Consider the following 19,430-nt stretch of genomic DNA (forward strand, 5'->3'; position numbering starts at 1 on the left):
TGCGGATCAAGTGCCTCTAAGTGAGGAGCGATACGCAGCGCATTTTACTTAAAAATATTGCTGATAGACTGTTTGACCAATTTCTCTTAGCCAACTGATCCCTTGACCACTACCGGTTTTATCATAGGAAAATGCCGCAATGATGATCGTCGTTTCATTGGCTTGTAAATACGCTACATCGTGTTCGATGCGGTCAAGACGGCCTGTCTTATTAAAAATGCGGCAAGCAGGATACGCAGTTTCCGCAAAATTTCCCGCTAATCCTTCTTGAAATTGCTGCTGATTTAAGGGTGAAAATCCTAGTGCAGCTTCTTCTCGTTTAACACACCTTAGTAGTAGTTTGGCAGCCGCCGCGGGGGTCAAGCGGTTCTCTTTGTCTTTGGTCGGTCGCATCATATACCGTTCAAATTGAATCTCTGGCTCCTGAATCCAGGCCTGAAGCGTGGTCAACCCTACTAAGTCCAATAGTACATTGGTCGCAGTATTATCAGATACGGCGATCATCGCCGTGAGAAGTTCACTGATGGTCCAACCTTTCTTCTGAGGAAAAAGACGGATCACCCCAGCACCCCCTGTCAGATCAACGGCGTTCACACCGATCAGCTGTTGCGGATCGATTTTTTCTTCGATAATCTGTTCAAGATAATACGCGTACAAAACAAGCTTACTGATACTCGCTGCCGAAAACGACTTTTGACTCTGATAGTCAATGAGACATTCCGTTGGCGTACCGATCCATAAACCCATTTCCAAGGTTGTCTGATAGTTTTTTAGAATAGGCTCAATTGCTACACGCAAGTCATCTTTTCCCATCAAATGCCCCTTTCCTTACGTTCATGAAAAGAATGTTCATGAGCATTCCTGTGATTCATTCGGCTGTTTTTGCCAATAACGCGCCACAACTGCGAGCTCTGGTTCATAATTAGAGCCAGTGATTTTGGTTTTCATGACCCGCGATCCGGGTGTTCTTGAATGAATCATTTCATCATCTCCCAAGTACAGCCCAACATGATGGACTTCGCCTTTTCCTTCTTCATAAGCAAACAGCAGCAGGTCCCCTGGTTGTGCCTGACTGTAAGGTACGGTGTTTGCTTGTTGTGCTTGCTCGATCGTATCACGGGGGATCAAAATACCATGAAGTCGATGCAGCGAATACATGAATCCAGAACAATCAAAGCCACTGCCGCTAATGCCTGCCCAGACATAGGGCTGGTTTATAAATTGTTCGGCTAAAGCAACCATTTTTTCTGGGAGCTTTGCCCATGTATCCGATAGGTCGTGTGCAAAAGCTTTAGCAATCGTTGCTAGTCCATTAGGCGTAGCCACTTGATAGGAATCTGCGGTTTCCCCAACAAGTGGTAAAACTGTTCCAAAAGAAACGAGTCGTGTGGTCGAGTCAAAAACAAGCACGGCTTCTTTTGCAATCACACCAATCCTTCTTTTAGCTGTTGCATAATCTGGTGGCAATGGCTTCAATACCTCGTTCGGCAGATAACCGGGATACCCGAGTGGGTGTTTATTGCTTATTTGATCCAAGACGATCACATGGGACCAACCATCCGTTTGGGCGATGACTTCTACTATCGTCCCATATAATACTTCGGAGTCCACTAAGCTTTCCTGGTAAAGCCGCATCGTATCTTCATCAGTCAAAAAAGTGTGCAGCGCTTCTAAAGGAAATGCTTTGATTTTTGCTAGTACTTTGTTTTCTTTGGGTTCCTTCCATAAGAAGGAAGAGCCAGCCTGAACAATTTGTTTCATCTTTGCTCCTCTCATAACTGTTTATTCGTTGATTCCTAGCCCGATGCGTTCGGTGACGCTCAAGCTTCCTGGACGCTGAAGAATCCCTTGTGTTTCAGGGGAAGTCGTTTGGGTCTCCCACATAAAAGGAACATCCAGATCATAAAATTGGACATCAGCCATCCCCAAAGCAAAATGGGCGGCTGCCGCCATTCCCCCATACCCTTCAATCATCGAACCGACCATCACCGGCACTTGATGCTCTTTTGCCAAGTGATAAATTTTTTGTCCCTCTTTGATCCCGCCGCTTTTCATCAATTTAATGTTCAAATAATTGCAGCAGTTTTCAGCAATCAAACGCTTGGCATCCTCATAGGAAAAAAGACTTTCATCGGCCATGATTGGAATCGTCGTACGAGCAGTCACATAGCTGAGTCCAGCAAAATCATGGGCTTTTACTGGCTGTTCAACAAACTCGATCGGAATGTCTTGCCATTGGTCTAAAATCTGCACCGCTTCTTCTTTGGTCCAGCCTTGATTCGCATCGATTCGAAAGGGGATCTTTCCTGCCAAGCTTTCATTGATGCGGCGAATTTTCGCAACTTCCTCTTCGATCGTTCCTGCCCCTAGTTTGATTTTCAAGGAGCGAAATCCCGCCTGGACTTTCGCTTGGGCATCATGCAGCATCTGCTCCTGTGAGCCAACACTGATCGTATAGTCGGTTGTCAGTGTATTGGCAGAACCACCTAAATAGCGATAAAGAGGCAAGTTTGCCGCTTTTGCCAGTGCATCATGCATCGCGATATCAATCGCCGCTTTTGGGCTCGTATGATGCTGGATCAACGCATGAAGCTCATCCATTACTAGCAATTGGGCATCTACCTTTTTGCCTAACAGGAACGGGGCAAAGACCGTTTCGATATCTTTTAAAATACTTTCTTTTGTATCACCGGTGATCACTTCGGTAGGTGCTGCTTCTCCGATGCCAACGATCCCATTATCAAAAAAAAGCAGCACTCGAATCACTTCGACGGCGTGCACCTCTCTGAGGGCCGTTTTAAACGGTGCATTCAGCTGGATCGGAATTCGTTTGGTTTCAACTGCTGTGATTTTCATTGGTGTTCCTCCCAAAAAGAAAAACAGTTCTTATCTAGCTAAAATGAATACGTCATTGTTCGCTGCTAGAAAAAGAACTGCTTTATTCCTTGTTATCAAGTTGCTAAACATTCTAGTAACGTTTTTCTCGTCTGCTGCCCTCTTTGGCGAAGTCAGACAATGAATAGACAAAAGGAGCTTTTTTCTCCTTATTCTTCGACAAAGACATTTTTATAATCATAGGCCGCGCCAACACTATGAACGATGAGGCCTTTGATTTTTGGCGACCGTAGATGTGCTTCAGCACTTTGGAAGAGTGGAATAACGCCTAAGTCGTCGTTTAAGATTTTTTCTGCTGCTACCATATTTTCCCAACGAGCTTCTGGATTGTTAGCATTTTCATTGGAGGCTTGTTCGATCAATTGATTGTAGTCATCATTTAGCCACTTTCCACGATTATAGGAACTGTCTTTTTTGAACAATTCCAAAAAGTTGATTGGATCTGCATAATCCCCGATCCAGTTGTTCATGACCATCTCAAAATCGCCGCTATTTGAACGATCCAAGCGCACAGAAAATGGAACGTTTGTGACTTCGACAGTCAGCCCATCCAGTGTTTGCTGCAAGGTACCTTGAATGTATTCTGCCATTTTTTTCGATTGATCGGTATCTGATGTCAACAGTTCAAAAGACAATGTATCGATACCCAGTTCAGCTTTTGCCTTTTCCCAATATTCTTGGGCTTTTTCTTCGTCAAAGGCTAACGTGGTTGCCGCATCCTCGACAAAATCAGCCTTTGTCTCTGGATTAAACGCTAGGTCAGAAGGAACAAAACCGACCGCCGGTAAGGAGCCGTTACCTAAAATATTGTCAACGATTTGTTGTCGATTCATACTATACGAAATGGCTTGGCGCAGATTTGCATTTCGAAAAGGCGAATCTTCTGGTGCTTGATTCATTTCTAAATACTGAGTGGTTGCACTAGGCTGAACAATGTAATCAGGATGATTCACATTCTGCATCGCCAATTCACCGCTTAAAATAATGTCATCGGCTTGTCCGCTTTCGTACAAGTTATAAGCGGTCGATGAGTCTTTCACGACATCAAAGTTAATTGTTTCAAGTTTGACCGAATCAGCATCCCAATAATCGGGATTTTTCGCCAATGTCCATTGGATGTCGGTGCCTGGTCCAGCATAATTGGTCAATAGGAATGGTCCATTGTACGCCGCGTTTTCACTGGTTAAGGCATATTGGTCACCGAACTCTTCTACGACACGCTCGTTTTGCGGGAAGAAAGTTGGAAAAGCCAGTAAAGATAAAAAGTAAGGCGTCGGTTTTTCTAACGTGATTTTCAATTCATGATCATTGACTGCTTCGATCCCTAACTCGCTTTTATCTAGCGTACCATCTGAAATAGCGGCAGCGTTTTTAACGGGTGCCAGCATATAAGCATAATTGGAAGCAGTGGCTGGATCAACGGTGCGTTGCCAGCTAAAAACATAATCAGCTGCAGTAACTGGATCGCCATTGGACCATTTTGCCTCTTCCCGCAGTGAAATGGTGTAAGAAAGCCCATCTTCACTAACTTCAGCGTCTTCGCTTGCACCAGCGATCACAGGAACATTGTTTTCATCTAAGCGATAAAGACCTTCATAGGCGTTGTTTAACGTGATAAAGCTGTAAGAGTCGGTTGCTAAAGAAATATCTGCACTGCCCATCTCTGCCGAAAATTGCACATTGATCACTTGCTCTGCAGAAGAAGCGGCTGATGAATCCGTCTCGTTATCTTCATTGCCATTTTGACAAGCTGCTAAAAATAAGCTGCCTAGTAACACAAGCGATACTGCATATTTGCTACGTTTCCCCATTTTTACTCATCCCCTTCTAACATTCAGATAATTCAAAAAATTCTGTTTGTTGTACCGAGTTTACCGCATGTTTATGCAGCCTGTCAATTTAACACGACCAAAAAATGTAAGAGGTTACATGGTTGTGTCAGAAGCGCTCTTCTGAATGTAAAAAGTAGAAAAGAGCGACTTTATACTGAATATCGTTGAAAGGAGTCGTGCCAAGAAAGCATACAAAAAAGTCCTGATCTTCTAGTAATCAGAACTTTTGATACTTTCTTATACATCATTTCGCAGGTAAAATGGATAAAAAAACTTTCTTAATTTTCCTTCCCTTTCACACAAAAAAAGAAGACATAAATTTCGTCTTCATAGCGCTTTCTCAGAGCCTTCCCACTTTTTTGCCTTTCAACTCAAGGAATAAAAGAAATCTCCTCAGAAAGTAAAAAAAACGTATCTATTTTAAAATGGGAGTGGTACACTAAACAAACGAAGAGTATTGCACGTGAGAAAAGAAAGACTTCCCCAAGTATCCATTTTCTCCAATACTCTTCGGACTCTTCAGTACGTATATTAATTATACGTACTTTTTTCATTTGTTCAAGGCTTTTGAATGATTTAATCAAAAAGTGAAAATCGATAAAAATGTACAAATTCCTTACGCTAATTGACAATGATTCTCAATTAGCGCTATACTAAATGAAATCACTCACAGTCAAAGGAGGAATTTCATGTATATCCGTACCGTCGCATTTGAAGTCATTCCAGAAGGCAAAGACATCTTTCTAGCTAAAATGAAAAAAGATACCGCCTCAATGAAAACATTTGCTGGCTGTCACTCTGCTGAAGCTTGGTTTTCAGAATCAAAAGACAGCCTCGTTTTCCAGTTGGTGTCAAAATGGACTGAGAAAAAAGCATTTCAAGCTTGGTTAAAACGCCCCGAACATCTGCAAAAGCACCGAGAGGCGTATCGAGCAGAAAAGGAAGGAACTGCAAAACCGAGCCTTGTTTTGTCCAAAACAGGTCAAGAATTTGTCTTGATCGATGAAGAGCCTACTCCTAGTTAAACGATACAAGCGATCCACCAAAGCTGATTCCGTTCGCTTTGGTGGATCGCTTTCTTGTTCAGTGTCTTTCTTTTCTATTCCACCGTTCGCTCGTTCAGGGTTCTTCCTTGCTGATCTTTTAATTGAAGCCAGCCATTGGTTCCCCCATAGTAAAGAAACATGCCGACCTCATTGACACTTTTTAATACGACGTCTTCAATCGTTCGTCCCTCTTTGATCGCTGATTGATTCTCTTGCCGTATCTTTTCTGCTAATCGAGCTGAAAAGCCCACCGAGCCGTCTTTGTTCAAAGGAACCTCTTGACGCAAAGTAGCGCCTTTTTCAATTCGAACCTCGTTGCGTTTCTGCCAATAGACCGTTGCTGTACTTCCTTGATAATCCACCATAAAGGGTTCATCTTGTAATTCTTTTGACCATTTATGACGAGGCTTGCCCCCTTTTTTCACCGCTTTCGTTTCCTTTTTGCTGGTAGATACATAACCCAGAAAATCGATCAAGCAATCAAATGGTTCCGCACAAACAGCGACCCCTTGTTGCAGTTCCTGTGGAATCACGATAGGTGCGTTGGAAGCATTGGACAGTTGATATTTCTCTTGATAATAGGCTGCTAAGTATGGCGCCATGATCTCCCAAGGTGGTGTAAGGATCATTAAGCGATCATATTCTTGCTTGTCATCAAATGTTTTCTCATCTGCAACTGATAGTAATTGGCCTTCTTTTATGGCTAAAAGGACGGTATTGTCTTTTGTTTCAATAAGTTTTCCTTTAACAATTTGCAGTTGCCCTGCTTCCTTCGGCAATTCAAAAAGCATCTGTTTGTCATCAATGACCGTTTTTTCTAATTCCATTTCGCTCCCTGCTTTCTGCTAGTTTCTCGCCCATTATAGCATGTATTTTTCTACGCAGCGGTGTCCAAGAATCAAAAAAAGAGGCTGCTTCCAAGAAACAGCCCCTTTGTTAAGGGAATTGGTTTACGTGCATGGCTTCGCTTGATTGGGATTAACCCTTAGCTAGAAAAGCATTCAACCAATGCTGGTTGATAGATCTCGTTGTATTTTGCCACAACTCGTCCACAACGTTCTTCAAGCTCGTCATGATCAGTCTCTTCATAACGGATCACATGCAAAACGGCACAACGTTCCATTTTTCTGACCACTTCTCCGATAACGCGGCTTTCTAAGCCGACTGGTTTACATTCATATGCTTTACCTAATACAATTGTTTCTGCTTCCATAATGCGCTCCTTACTACTCGTTTCTCTAATTGTATTATCATCTTATCATCTAATTCTAATAAAATAAAGCGATATGCATGTCTATTTAAAACAAAAATGAAAAAAGTGCCCATTATTCAATGAACACTTGCTTTGTAAACGTTATATTGTTTTTTGCTAATTATTAAGAAATGACGATTTATTTACGACTCGCTACTAGGATCGCCGCAAATTCTTCAAGATATTTCTGATCGATCGCATCATAGCTGTTCGTTTTGCCACTATCGATATCCAAAACACCAATCAATTGATCATCAGCTATCATAGGAACAACGATTTCAGACATAGCTGCCGAGTCACAAGAGATATAGTTCTCATGTTCTTTGACATTCGGGACGATCAATGTCGTTTGTTTTGCCGCTGACTCTCCACAAACCCCTTTGCCCATAGTGATTCTGGTGCAAGATACTCTTCCTTGGAACGGGCCTAAGATCAGTTCGCCTTCTTCAAACAAATAGTAGCCGGCAAACACCGTATCTTCCAATGTTTCATTTAATAAAGCAGAAGAGTTTGCTAGATTAGCGATCCAATTACTCTCTGCTTCTAGTAATCCTTTTAATTGCAGAAGCATCAATTCATACGCTTCGATTTTTTTATTCATTTTCTCACCTCTGTCCTTGATTATAAGCAAAGACAGAGGATTTGTCTTGTCTAAATTACTGAGTATGGGAAACAATAATGTAAAAAAAGAACTGTTGCCTAAAATAGCCTATCCATCCACTCGTACCAATAGTCAACGCTACTCATGGCATTTCCTTCTCAGTCGTCTTTGAAAACTTACTAGGCATCAATCACAGTAAAGCGGGTGTTTTCATGTTGTACTGTTTCGATCTCATCGATAATTGCCTTAGCTAACGTACCGCTAGATGTCACCGATTGCTTTTGTTCGTTGAATAGTAAGTGATCTTTCCCTAAAATCGCTGGTTTAGCTGGTCCTTCTTGAAAGACATTCCCAGGAGAAATCCCCACCCAAGGGACATTTTTGACTGTTTCTAAAAAGAGATATTCGTCTAGCTGATTTTCTGGAATCGCAATCCAACTTTCGCTTCCTGGTGCTTTTTTCAACTCAGAGAGATTACGTTCCCCCGCTTCATTGAATAAACTGCCGGCTCCTAAGATGAAGAACAAACGAGTGTTTTTTTCTCGAAACAGGTGCACTAATTTTGCTGCCAGATCCACATGCAAGTAAGCTTTGTCAGGACTTGTCGCAAACGCGTCAACAAGCACATCAAAGTCACTGAGCTCTTCTTCTGTGAGAGAAAAAGCATCCTTTGTAAGTGTTTTGACCGTCTCACCAAGTTGTTCTTTGGCCTTCGCTTCATTTCTCACGATAGCAGTCACTTCGTGTCCTCTCTGTACTGCTTCTTGATAAATTGCTGAACCTGCATTCCCTGTTGCGCCAATAATACCGATTTTCATAATGATCATCCTTCCTACTTTTGTTTTTTCAAAATCAGTTGTTACTAATTAAGTTACAACTAGAGTATAAAAGAAACTTTCTTCCCTGTCAAGAATTTGCCTAGCAGGTGAAAGTTCTTTTTTTACAGCCTTCCATGTGACTCTTTTAATGATTGGCTTCTACTTGAATGCCGTCAATGATGGATTGCAGCGAGATAGCGCTCATTTCCTGCTCAATTTTCTTTTGCAGCACATCGTAAGTTTCCTCTAATACCGTCTGGATATTCCCCCCAATCAAGCAATTGGGATTGGTCTTTTTGTCCGCATGCAAAAGATGCTGATCTTTTTCAACACTCGCATAGATGTCCAACAAAGAAATCTCATTTGGTTCCTTCGTTAGTTTAGGGTTTGGTTTTCCTCTTTGGCTTTCGATCAATCCGGCAATACGCAGATCACTCATAATCCGGCGAACATAGGCAGGATTCGTTTCAACACTCTGGGCGATCCGATCACTTGATAGATCAGTTCCTTTAAAGAGGTGGATGTAAGCGAGGATGTGAATGGCGTCGCTGTATTTCGTTGAATATTTCACTTCGTCTCCACTCCTTTTTCTTGTATCATACCTCTTTTTTCAGATTTAGACAAAGGGTACTGACCAATCTTACAAAACTCGAGGATCCCATCAAGAAAAAGCAGCCCTCAAAAAGTTAGCACAAAAGCCTAACTTCTTGAGGGAACTGCATACTGAACCATTTTTTTCCTTTTTATTTAAACGAGCACTTTGCTAATAGCCCTTCATCCAAGCAGACTCAATCTGATTGCCGTCAGGATCAACGATTTCATAGCCGACCATCATGTCCTCTGGAATCCCCATATCAACTTGGAACGACTGTCCACCATTTTCTTCAGCAATTTTCGCAAAATTCTTTGCTTCTTCTGGTGTGTCAAAACTAAACGCGATCAATGCGCCACTCGTCTTCTTTGTATCTGCAATACTTCTACCATTTAGAAATTGTTGGTAAAACGCATGTTCTAATAGCATTAACCAAATCGATTCACTCCAAACCATTCCACTGCTGGTCTCGTTTGAGAACTCTTCATTTTTTACAAACCCCAGCGCTTCATAAAAGGATGTTGCACGTTTGATATCAGTGACAGGCAAGTTAATAAACACCATTTTGTTCGCCATTTTCTTGCTCCCTTTCTTTGGTAAGCTGCACTGCTGAATCCGTTCTCATTATAGCACCTATCGGTTCATTCACAAAAACATCAGTCTTTATCATCTGCTGCTAGTTTGAATAACCTGATCCAAAAAATTTTTTCAAGTAAAAAAGGCCTTGCACGCATAGGCCTTTTAGCTTTTCTCATCTTATGAAAAAGTAACTTGATAAGCATTAGCAAAGAATCATGTTTTCGCTAATACAATCAGCCCAAACTACTTTATTTAATACTCAAAGCTCAAGTCTTGAGTCGATCACGGTTACTTTCCCACGATAAATTTTTCGATACTCTTTGGGCGTATAAGAAGTTGCTTTTTTAAATTTCTTACTAAAATAATTTGGATCATTGAATCCTACTCTAACAGAAATTTCACTGATTGATCGATCACTTGTTGAGAGTTCTTTTTTGGCAACTTCAATGCGATAAATCATCAAGTACAATGAAAAGGTCATTCCTAATGTATTCTTGATCAAACGGCTGGTGTGATACCGACTTAAATGCAGGTGATCTGCTAAAGTGTCTAACGTAATATGTTCTCTATAATTTTCATGAATATAGCGCAATATCTTATGTCTTAAAGAAAGCGAAGGAGAAGCTTCATTGTTTTTCTCGACGTGCAGCAAGGAAATCTGATTGATGGATTGACTCCCTCGGTCCAATGCATAAACAAAATCATTGGTGATCGGTTCGACCAAATAATCGATCAAGTCGTAACGCAACGCTTTTTGAGCGATAGCAAAACTTTCTACTGCAGAATACAAAATTGCTTTTGCATTCGGATAAAAAGAAAGCAACTCTTTGTATAATTCAAAACAGTCCTCTTCGCCATCCGCATTGATCACTGCAATGTCAACCATCTGCTCAAGACAGGTACGCTGAAGTGTTTTTTTCGAATCAATCATTGGAAGCAAGATGACATTTGGGAAATGACGATCAATCAAACGAATCATCTCGCTAACTGCTCTTCGTTCTTCGCTGTCAATGATCAATAAATTACACACGAAATTTTCTCCTTCGCTAAAAATTCATAGTTGGTTTCTCTATTTTCGTTTATTTCTCTTGAAAATCAATGACCATCCGTCCTTTGATTTTTCCTGAAAGCATTTCATCAAAAATATCGTTGATCTCTTCTAACTGACGCATGACTACTTTAGGAACAACTTTTCCTTCCGCCGCAAATTGGAAAGCTTCTGCTAAATCAGTTCGTGTTCCAACAAGGGAACCGACAATCTTAATCCCATCCAATACAAGTCGAGGAATGTTCAAGTCCATGCTTTCTGGTGGGAGACCGACCGCTACAATCGTACCGCCCGCACGAACAGCATCAACAGCAGAATTGAAGGCTGCTTTTGAAACAGCAGTTACTACAGCTGCATGTGCGCCGCCGGTTGCTTCTTGAATGATTTTTGCCGCATCTTCTTTCGCAGGATTGATTACAAGATCAGCGCCATGATCTTTTGCGAAGTCCAACTGTTTGTCGTTGATATCGATTCCAATCACTTTTGCATTAAAGACATTTTTGGCATATTGTAAGGCTAGGTTTCCTAATCCCCCTAAACCATAGATGGCGATCCATTGACCTGGTTTAATGTCAGAAACTTTTACCGCTTTATATGTTGTTACACCTGCACAAGTAATGCTGCTGGCTTCAGCAGAACCTAAGTCCTCTGGAACTTTCACTGCATAGTCAGCTACAACGATACATTCTTCAGCCATACCACCATCTACAGAATAGCCGGCATTTCTAACCGAACGGCATAATGATTCATTCCCGTTCACACAGTATTCGCATGATCCACAGCTTTCATACAACCAAGCGACACTTGCACGGTCACCGATTGCTAGAGAAGTAACATCATCACCGATTGCAACCACTTTACCGATTCCCTCGTGTCCGAGTACGATCCCAGATGCATCTCCAAAGTCGCCATCTTTTACATGCAAGTCAGTATGGCAGACACCGCAACACTCCATTTTCAATAATGCTTCATTCGGACGAAGCGCTCTTAATTCTTTTTCCTCGATTTTTACAACCTTATCTTTTGATACTACAGCTGCTTTCACAAAGACACCTCTTTCAATTCGATTAAATAAAGAACTTCCTTTTATTTGTGAAGTAATTAACTAACAAATAGAGGTCAGCAATAGCTAGATAAAAGAAAGTTCTCTATCGAGAAGATTACCATAGAAATCATCAAAAAAAGGGGAATTTATTGCTTTTTTTCTGTAATCATTTATTAGAAAACAATAATGAAATCATTCAAATTTTTTTCTTTGACTCCAAGTTACATAGAATTAAAAATAAAAAGAGAGAGATAATTTATCTCTATAAATAACAATCGTTTCAATAAAAAACACCAAGACGATCTGATAGAAGACTGAATGAAGCATTGAGGGAAGTTGGATAGAAGTTTCAGAAACGGCAGGCGGTTTGAATGACAAACCGTCTCCAGGCGTCATTTGCGCATGCTCCACTTGAAACATCGTAAGAAACGGCTAACGAATAGAAATAATTATTTTTGTTAGCACTACGTTTGCTCTTGAAGGAAAACCTGAATGGAATTTTTTAGAGAACGTCATTTCTTGATGTGCCTTTTTCTTGACCTAAAGTTAACTTTAACATTTATACTAACAATACTAACTTAAGAAAGAAGGATTTATATGAGAGCAGCAATTTTTGAAAAAGCAGGATTAGTTAAAGTGGAAGAAGTAAAAAAGCCAACTTTGCAAGCAGCCGATGATGTTATTATTAAAGTTGTCCGAGCATGTGTTTGCGGTTCTGATCTTTGGTCGTATGCCCATGGCGATAGTAAAGAACCTCATTCAGTTAATGATGGTCATGAGGCATTAGGCATCGTTGAAGAAATCGGTCCAGACATTACGACTGTAAAACCTGGAGATTTTGTCATCGTCCCCTTCACCCATGGTTGTGGTGAATGTGATGCTTGCCGTGCCGGCTTTGATGGCACATGCGACCGTCATCAAGGTACAACGAATTGGTCTAACGGTTTCCAATCTGAGTATATTAACTTCCATTACGGCAACTGGGCCCTTGTAAAAGTTCCAGGTCAGCCAGCTGATTATACGGAAGGTATGATCAAGTCTCTTTTAACTTTGGCAGATGTTATGCCCACAGGATATCATGCGGCACGTTGTGCACATGTAGAAAAAGGGGATAAAGTCGTCGTGATTGGCGATGGTGCCGTAGGACAATGTGCTGTCATCGCGGCAAAAATGCGTGGGGCTTCCCAAATTATTTTAATGAGCCGTCATAACGATCGACAAGAAATGGCTCTTCAATCAGGTGCTACAGCTGTTGTGGCTGAGCGTGGTGAAGAGGGAATCGCGAAGGTACGCGAGATCCTTGGCGGAGGCGCGGATGCTGCTCTTGAATGTGTTGGTACAGAAGCTGCCATTACACAAGCCCTTGGTGTATTGCATAATGGTGGTCGTGTAGGTTATGTCGGCGTCCCTCACTATGACAATCGACCAATCGGTTCCACTTTTGCTCAAAACATTTCCATTGCGGGAGGATCTGCATCGGTCACAACATATGATAAGGAAATCCTGTTAAAAGCGGTGCTTGATGGTACTATCAATCCAGGCCGCGTTTTCACCCAAACCTATGATTTAGATGATATCAACCAAGCCTATGCCGATATGCAGGAACGAAAAACGATCAAATCTATGGTTGTTGTTTCAAGGGATGAATAGACAAAGCTAATTAAAAAAAGCTCGTCCTAACAATGGACAGCCTCTCGATAGACAAAGTACTATAACCAGTACTTTGTCTTTTTATCTATGAAGAAAGAAAACACTGTAACAGCCTACCCTTTTTCCCACAATTAATCAATTCTAGAACTTTAAAATGATAGAACATAACGCCAAACAAAAGAAAAAAGGGACTGTGACATAAGTCCATAGAAGAAAACCGCAAGAAATGACGAGAAATCGTTCATTTCTTGCGGTTTTTTGGGTAAAATAAAAAGGAGCACCGGTTGCCGCCAATGCCCCATCATTTAATCCTGAAAGGACTAAACAAAATGTATACTAATTATAACATGAATCAACTCACTTTGGATCTATCTACTTCATTTTCTCCAAAAGAAAATCATGTCGCCGTTTTTATCCATGAACTGGTCGAAGCGCTTCAGATTAATGACCCCTATCTTTTTGGTCGACCAAGAGAATATGATTTAGGTGCCATGTTGAAGTTGGTTCTTTTTGCGTATACGCGAGAAACCTTTACAAGTCGCAAGATTGAACGCTTAGCTGAAGAAAACCTATATGCTCGCTGGTTGACGCAAGAACGGGTTCCGACTTATCGAACGATCGCCCGTTTTTGTGTATCTAACGATGTGCAGGAGTTGACCAATAAAGGCTTAGATCAGTTGACAGAGTATCTGCGTGCACGGAATCTGATTGATGATGCGTTGTTTATTGACGGTACAAAAATTTTGGCAGATGCGAATAAGTACAGCTTTGTCTGGAAGAAAAACACGATCCGATTCGATCAAATGAATCGCGAAAAACTGCTTACTATGATGACGGAACTAAGAGAAGCGTATGCCCTGAAACAGATTCCCGAAGGGACGACCTTGACAGTAGACATGATAGATGAACTGTTAACACGGATGGAACTACGTCTGGAAGAACTAGAAAAAGAAGTTGAGGCAACGAAACGTCTTTCGCCAAATCCAGCGAAACAACAACGGCGAACGTTGAAAAGCCAAGTACGCAAATTAAATACAAAACGAGAAAAACTTCTGGAACATCAAACGCAGTTTTCTACTTATGGGACAAGAAACAGTTATTCAAAAACTGATCATGATGCGACATTCATGCGCGTAAAAGAAGACCCTATGAAAAATGGCCAACTTAAGCCTGCGTATAACCTGCAGATCGCTACTTGTAATCAATTTGTACTCGGCTACGATGTCTTTCAAAACCCAACAGACACTAAGACGCTGAAACCATTACTGGAAAAGATGAAGATCGCACAAAAGTCCCCTCATTATTTGGTCGCCGATGCAGGCTATGGTTCAGAAAGCAATTACCGCTATATAGAAGACGAACTTCCCCAGCATACTGCACTGATTCCTTATGGAACGATGTTTAAAGAACAAAGCAAGAAATGGCAGACAGATGATCGGAAAGTAATGAATTGGGATTATGAGCCTAAGGAGGACTTTTACATCGACCCCAAAGGGGTACGATTCAATTTTCATGCTTACCGTCAACGAACAGATGCGGATGGCTTTGTCCGAGATTTTAAAGAATACCAAGCAGAAAAAACGGATGCGAACCAAGCGCTCATTCCTGAAGCCTTAACCCCAAAGGGGAATCGCAGAAAGATCACTGTAAATCCGTCTTGGGAATACCATAAAGAAAAACAAAAAGAGCGCTTATCAACGCCTGAAATTCAAAAAATATATGGTCGGAGAAAGATCGACGTGGAAACAGTCTTCGGATTTATGAAGGCTTGTTTGGGTTTCACTCGATACACGGTTCGGGGCTTAGAAAAAGTCAGAAAACAGACGGGTTTACTCATTACGGCAATCAATATGATGAAATTGACAAAAATAGGTACTTGAACTACCCAAAATGAATAAAAAAAACAAGGAGCACTCGAAAAATCACATGATTTTCGAGTACTCCTTATATTTTGGAGAGCGTAACTAGTTAACTTATGTCACGCCCCCTTTGCTTCATCTGATAATAAATGATTAACGACGAATTTCTTTGATACTTGTGAAAAGCCATTAAAGCATTGATATAAAAGCATTTAAAAAAAGTGACTACTTTTTGACTACTGAATAGAAAAAACACTTTTTGAGAATCTTAAATACCTTTGTTTTTCCCTAATTTTCCAATGAATTAAAAGCAATTAAGGGCTTTAATTTTTCATTTGATGTCAAGTGTCGATAGATTTTTGAGGTCGTGCTATCTGTATGACCTAAACGATCCTTCAAAACATCCCAACTACAATATTCTGCAACTAAACTTGCCATAGTGTGACGTGCTAAATGGGTATGAAAATCTTTATTAATTCCACAACGTTCAACACAACGCTTAACATGATCATTTACATACTCACGACGATAAGGAATTCCGCGCTTACCAGGATCAAGATAGACAAATAAGAAAGTCTCATCTACAACGAATTTACTGTTTGTTCTCATATCATTCAATACACTAATTAATTGTCCAAGCTTTTCTATTACTAAAGATGTGACCGGTACTCGCCTAGCAGAACTAATAGTTTTAGTTGTTTCAATACGGAAATCTTTACTTTTACCTTTTACTGCTGTCTGTTTATAAAATAAGATTTCATTTCGCTCAAAATCTATATCTTGAGGTTGCAAGGCGAGTGCTTCACTCACACGACATCCAGTATAAAATAAAATATGAAAAAGCACAGACATAGGTAACTCTTCATGAATAATCCCGTAGTTTAAAAAAGTTCGTAACTCGTCTACTGTTAAAAACTTATCCTCTAAACTACTCACAGACTCTTTTAAATCTTTAACAGTTAACTGATACTTGGGCATTCTAACAAACTTCATTGGATTCTCATTTATCAAATTCTTTTTCTTGCAATAATTGAAAATCATATTTAGAACCTGAACAAGAGACTGTAAACTGTTTTTTGCATAACCTACGTCAACCCCATTAATTCCTTTTTCTTTTAAAATGAAAAGAAACTCTTGAAGTTCTTCTGAAGATAAGTTACTTAGCTTCATATCACCAATCCATCGATTAAGAATTTTCACCTGTTCTTCTCTCTTGTCATAAGTTGTCAGCTTCTGTTCACACAGAGATCGATAGTATTCAAACCACTTTTGACTAATTACATTAAATCTATCATCACTACCAATAAATTTTTGCTTAATTCTATGCTGTTTTTGCATTTCGAGATAAGCTAGTTGAGCTTCTCTTTTAGAATTAAACCCTCGTCTTGTAGTTCTAAAAGCCTGAAAGTACCAAGTGACCTTTCCAGTTGCAGTAACATGTTTTTTAAATCGATTCATACTTTCCATTTGTTTTTCCCTCCAATTACTAAGGAACCCAACAATCGGAAATTCTTGAAAATCTTTCTATTTATGAAATAATTATACCTCAAATAGACGAAGAAATGAATCCTATAATGATCGAAGTAAACGAAGCTGATCACGAAAATCATCTTCCTTTCCTTTTTTTACCCATTCTAAAATATCGTCTCTAAGATAGTGTCCTCTAATTCCAAACCAACAGTTAGGAAAATCTCCAAGTTTTATAAGACGATTTAAAGTACTATCACTTATTTGCAATTGTTCTTTTAAATCTTTATTAGTTAAAACTAATGGCAATTGATTGAGACTTAACAATTTACTAGTGTAATCATCTATCTTTTCCTGACAAAACAGACAATTCTCTAATACCGAAAATGTTTTTTTATCGCCATCATTTGACATATTGCCTCTTCCTTTCTAATAATAAATTGCTCTATCAGCTGCTTTTGTCAAAAGCACATAGGTTTTTTCACCTCTCCCCAAGTTTACGGCGAGCCTTACGGAAGTATCATTATCCCACTATCAAGTCATCGCTTTTTATTGACTATATAAAAATTATTTTAGAACATTTATCGCTCGCTATTATAAAAAGGTCATGGCGTAACTAAAATATGCTCTTTGAAGTGTTAACGTACTGATAAAACCTATTCAAATTTCAAGGAACAATTAGAACTTTCAACTAAAGATCTCCTAATCTGAATATTAAAAGATCCTTTTAGAGAGAAAAATGGAAAGGGGATTTTTTTATTTTTTAACTTTAAATTTCAATATAGATTCTATTAATTTTGTTTCTAATTGTCTTAACATGATTTCATCTATATAAACAATAGATTTTCCCGTTTCGTTAAAACCATTTGACAATGATAAACTAGCCATGTAGCTTTGATAATACTTAAGTATAATTTTTATCGAAACTGGATCTTCCTCTATAGCAGATAAAATAATTGGTATTGGAACTAGTGGATAATAATTTCTCACCAAAGACCATACCCCGTTTTTAACTGTTCTATTGCCTTTGTTCGTTGGTACCAAATACCACTAGTACTCATGTTTAGTATTGTTGAAATTTCTTTGTCGTTAAAACCTGCAAAGTAATAAAGCAAAACAATCTTTCTCTTCGTTTCCGTTAAATCGTCAATGGCTGCTGATAATTTTTGGTCTGAAACTAAAATTTCCATTCCTAGTAAAAAATAACTACTTTGATTTTCAAATTCAGTCTGCGGATATTTTCCCTCATTGGAATAATCTAGTGGTTCTTCACTCTTTTTTATTCTAGAATTCCGTTTTCTGATATTTTTTGCTTCATTCCGTAAAACCTTTTTGCAATAAGCATCAAATTGATGTTGTATAGAATTTTCATTAAAAATTTTTCCCATCGTAAATTCGCTCCATTTTCCCCTTTCCACTAATACAACAATCTAAGAGTGCTTTTTTTTCGAAAAACTAGAAAAATATTGTAAAAATCCATATACTGAAATAGATAAAACTTGTTTTATCCTACAACTATCAAATGTTGCACTTACATTAAAAAAACAGATAACAAAAAACCGACTAGGTTAGCCTAATCGGTTTTCAAAATCTAAAAACTTATAATTTTATTTTATTATGTTTCTATAAAAAAACATTCATAACTCTAAATATATCTATTTTTTATAATTAAAATTTGGTATCGACAACCTTCCGATCTTCCCGATCTTCAGAAAGTGCGCAATCCTTTTTGGCCTTCTCTCTAGTACGTATTCCTTTTATTACTTGTACTCTTAATATTGCTTCGCTTGACTCAAAATCTGCAAAATTCCAAACCTGTTCACCAACAAAATGATTACATTTATCTGTTACTTCGTGATTTACTTTTTAAGAGGCAGCTTGATAATCTACTATGAACATTGTTGGTAATGTATCATGAAGTCATGCTACTGTATCTACACCACATTCTGTAAACATTATTGGTATATCAGGACATATTTCCATCTACCTAGCTCTTTCTTCAACAGATATTTTGCATGTGTTAAGTCTTCACCTAAAACATACCAATTATAATAACGACTTAAAAATAATATATCAACAATATCACCTATTTTATAAATATTGAGTGTTGACTTTAAATACGTAACGTTTGTTACAGGTCTCTTCTGAGAATCAAATTTTCTAGTCAATTCGACTAAGGTCCCAAAATATTCTTTAGCATCTTCAGAATCCGAATCTGGGTCATTTACTATAGACCACATTACAACATTATGATGATTCTTATCTCATTCTATCAATTCTTTAATTACTGCTTCGTGGGCACTTTTTTCCGTATTTCTTTCCACGTATCATGCTTTTCTACAGTATCATCTATTAAAGTAACTATGAAATTTAATTACAATCCTACTGCAAGTAATTCATCAATAACTACAATACTTTCTCGATTTGCTAATCAAATAATTTCTTCTGAATAAGGATAATGGGAGGTTCTAAATGAATTAGCACCAATCCATTTCATTAAATTAAACTCTTTAATATTTACTGGTTCATTCAAACCACGCCCTTAAAGAATGTCTGTCGACATTCAACGCTTAGACGCAACTGTCCTGCGTTTTCTGCACGCCTGTAAAAAAACGTATCATCCTCGTTTTGATACGTTACCTTCGGTCCCTTGTTTTGATGAGTTCAAATCAATGAAGTCCTGCAGTGGAAAAATGAGTTTTGTTTTTATGAATAGGCAGACCCAGCAATTGATCAGTGTATTAGG

Annotated in this window: 22 protein-coding genes; 3 read left to right on the forward strand and 19 right to left on the reverse strand. The window is 39.2% G+C overall.

Features of this window, described 5'->3' with window-relative positions; all coding sequences use genetic code 11:
- Window positions 1-48: 48 nt before the first annotated feature.
- The 4 genes from IGK61_RS12585 to IGK61_RS12600 form a co-directional block, all read right to left on the reverse strand.
- Window positions 49-813, reverse strand: a complete 765-nt coding sequence (locus IGK61_RS12585) for a serine hydrolase (RefSeq protein WP_074536021.1) — start codon at window positions 811-813, stop codon at window positions 49-51.
- A gap of 36 nt (window positions 814-849) precedes the next feature.
- Window positions 850-1,761: a C40 family peptidase gene (locus IGK61_RS12590; RefSeq protein WP_074536023.1), complete on the reverse strand. Its 912-nt coding sequence runs from the start codon at window positions 1,759-1,761 to the stop codon at window positions 850-852.
- Window positions 1,762-1,782: 21 nt separating this feature from the next.
- Entirely contained in the window at window positions 1,783-2,856 is a 1,074-nt protein-coding gene (locus tag IGK61_RS12595) for a dipeptide epimerase (RefSeq protein WP_167826982.1), read from the reverse strand.
- Window positions 2,857-3,044: 188 nt separating this feature from the next.
- Window positions 3,045-4,706 carry a peptide ABC transporter substrate-binding protein gene (locus IGK61_RS12600; RefSeq protein WP_074536026.1) on the reverse strand — a complete coding sequence of 554 codons (1,662 nt, stop codon included), beginning with the start codon at window positions 4,704-4,706 and terminating at the stop codon, window positions 3,045-3,047.
- A 710-nt stretch (window positions 4,707-5,416) separates the two neighbouring features.
- Between IGK61_RS12600 and IGK61_RS12605 the strand changes: the two genes are divergently transcribed.
- Complete coding sequence (locus IGK61_RS12605; RefSeq protein WP_074536028.1) at window positions 5,417-5,752, forward strand: antibiotic biosynthesis monooxygenase family protein; 336 nt, start codon at window positions 5,417-5,419, stop codon at window positions 5,750-5,752.
- A gap of 74 nt (window positions 5,753-5,826) precedes the next feature.
- Here the strand turns inward: IGK61_RS12605 and IGK61_RS12610 are convergent, their stop codons facing one another.
- The 9 genes from IGK61_RS12610 to IGK61_RS12650 form a co-directional block, all read right to left on the reverse strand.
- Window positions 5,827-6,600 carry a hypothetical protein gene (locus tag IGK61_RS12610; RefSeq protein ID WP_074536030.1) on the reverse strand — a complete coding sequence of 258 codons (774 nt, stop codon included), beginning with the start codon at window positions 6,598-6,600 and terminating at the stop codon, window positions 5,827-5,829.
- Between the two features lie 158 nt (window positions 6,601-6,758).
- The gene (locus IGK61_RS12615; protein ID WP_005229082.1) at window positions 6,759-6,986 is read right to left on the reverse strand and encodes a hypothetical protein; all 228 of its coding nucleotides are present in this window, start codon (window positions 6,984-6,986) and stop codon (window positions 6,759-6,761) included.
- Window positions 6,987-7,164: 178 nt separating this feature from the next.
- Entirely contained in the window at window positions 7,165-7,626 is a 462-nt protein-coding gene (locus IGK61_RS12620; RefSeq protein ID WP_074536031.1) for a GAF domain-containing protein, read from the reverse strand.
- A 179-nt stretch (window positions 7,627-7,805) separates the two neighbouring features.
- Window positions 7,806-8,453, reverse strand: coding sequence for an NAD(P)H-binding protein (locus IGK61_RS12625; RefSeq protein ID WP_005229078.1), 648 nt, complete (start codon window positions 8,451-8,453; stop codon window positions 7,806-7,808).
- Window positions 8,454-8,589: 136 nt separating this feature from the next.
- Complete coding sequence (locus IGK61_RS12630; protein WP_010749722.1) at window positions 8,590-9,015, reverse strand: Rrf2 family transcriptional regulator; 426 nt, start codon at window positions 9,013-9,015, stop codon at window positions 8,590-8,592.
- A gap of 192 nt (window positions 9,016-9,207) precedes the next feature.
- Entirely contained in the window at window positions 9,208-9,612 is a 405-nt protein-coding gene (locus IGK61_RS12635) for a VOC family protein (protein WP_005229066.1), read from the reverse strand.
- A gap of 262 nt (window positions 9,613-9,874) precedes the next feature.
- Window positions 9,875-10,594, reverse strand: a complete 720-nt coding sequence (locus tag IGK61_RS12640) for a helix-turn-helix domain-containing protein (protein WP_175445288.1) — start codon at window positions 10,592-10,594, stop codon at window positions 9,875-9,877.
- Between the two features lie 100 nt (window positions 10,595-10,694).
- A complete protein-coding gene (gene adhP, locus IGK61_RS12645; protein ID WP_005229064.1) occupies window positions 10,695-11,708 on the reverse strand; it encodes an alcohol dehydrogenase AdhP in 1,014 nt (337 codons plus the stop codon).
- Window positions 11,709-11,939: 231 nt separating this feature from the next.
- On the reverse strand, window positions 11,940-12,104 hold the full coding sequence (locus IGK61_RS12650) for a hypothetical protein (RefSeq protein WP_270267248.1): 165 nt from the start codon (window positions 12,102-12,104) through the stop codon (window positions 11,940-11,942).
- A gap of 201 nt (window positions 12,105-12,305) precedes the next feature.
- Here IGK61_RS12650 and IGK61_RS12655 point away from each other — a divergent pair, with 201 nt between their 5' ends.
- Window positions 12,306-13,358 (forward strand): zinc-binding dehydrogenase, encoded by a 1,053-nt coding sequence (locus IGK61_RS12655; protein WP_438844908.1) that lies wholly within the window; start codon window positions 12,306-12,308, stop codon window positions 13,356-13,358.
- A gap of 329 nt (window positions 13,359-13,687) precedes the next feature.
- Window positions 13,688-15,238, forward strand: coding sequence for an IS1182 family transposase (locus tag IGK61_RS12660; protein ID WP_074536951.1), 1,551 nt, complete (start codon window positions 13,688-13,690; stop codon window positions 15,236-15,238).
- 267 nt (window positions 15,239-15,505) lie between these two features.
- On the opposite strand, the gene IGK61_RS12665 is transcribed toward IGK61_RS12660, so the two are convergent.
- From IGK61_RS12665 to IGK61_RS12690, 6 genes are all read right to left on the reverse strand, one after another.
- The gene (locus IGK61_RS12665) at window positions 15,506-16,684 is read right to left on the reverse strand and encodes a tyrosine-type recombinase/integrase (protein ID WP_438844909.1); all 1,179 of its coding nucleotides are present in this window, start codon (window positions 16,682-16,684) and stop codon (window positions 15,506-15,508) included.
- A gap of 102 nt (window positions 16,685-16,786) precedes the next feature.
- Window positions 16,787-17,098 (reverse strand): helix-turn-helix transcriptional regulator, encoded by a 312-nt coding sequence (locus IGK61_RS12670; RefSeq protein ID WP_438844910.1) that lies wholly within the window; start codon window positions 17,096-17,098, stop codon window positions 16,787-16,789.
- A gap of 342 nt (window positions 17,099-17,440) precedes the next feature.
- Window positions 17,441-17,674 carry a helix-turn-helix domain-containing protein gene (locus IGK61_RS12675; RefSeq protein WP_430601486.1) on the reverse strand — a complete coding sequence of 78 codons (234 nt, stop codon included), beginning with the start codon at window positions 17,672-17,674 and terminating at the stop codon, window positions 17,441-17,443.
- Entirely contained in the window at window positions 17,671-18,072 is a 402-nt protein-coding gene (locus IGK61_RS12680) for an RNA polymerase sigma factor (protein ID WP_430601485.1), read from the reverse strand. Before IGK61_RS12680 ends, IGK61_RS12675 begins: the two co-directional genes overlap by 4 nt.
- Window positions 18,073-18,639: 567 nt before the next feature.
- Window positions 18,640-18,924: a glycoside hydrolase family 2 TIM barrel-domain containing protein gene (locus IGK61_RS12685; protein ID WP_430601484.1), complete on the reverse strand. Its 285-nt coding sequence runs from the start codon at window positions 18,922-18,924 to the stop codon at window positions 18,640-18,642.
- A gap of 191 nt (window positions 18,925-19,115) precedes the next feature.
- Window positions 19,116-19,181 (reverse strand): glycoside hydrolase family 2 TIM barrel-domain containing protein, encoded by a 66-nt coding sequence (locus tag IGK61_RS12690; protein WP_438844981.1) that lies wholly within the window; start codon window positions 19,179-19,181, stop codon window positions 19,116-19,118.
- Window positions 19,182-19,430: the final 249 nt, after the last annotated feature.

Source organism: Enterococcus sp. AZ063, assembly GCF_051715045.1.
In the GTDB taxonomy this organism is placed as follows: Bacteria; Bacillota; Bacilli; order Lactobacillales; family Enterococcaceae; genus Enterococcus_D; species Enterococcus_D casseliflavus.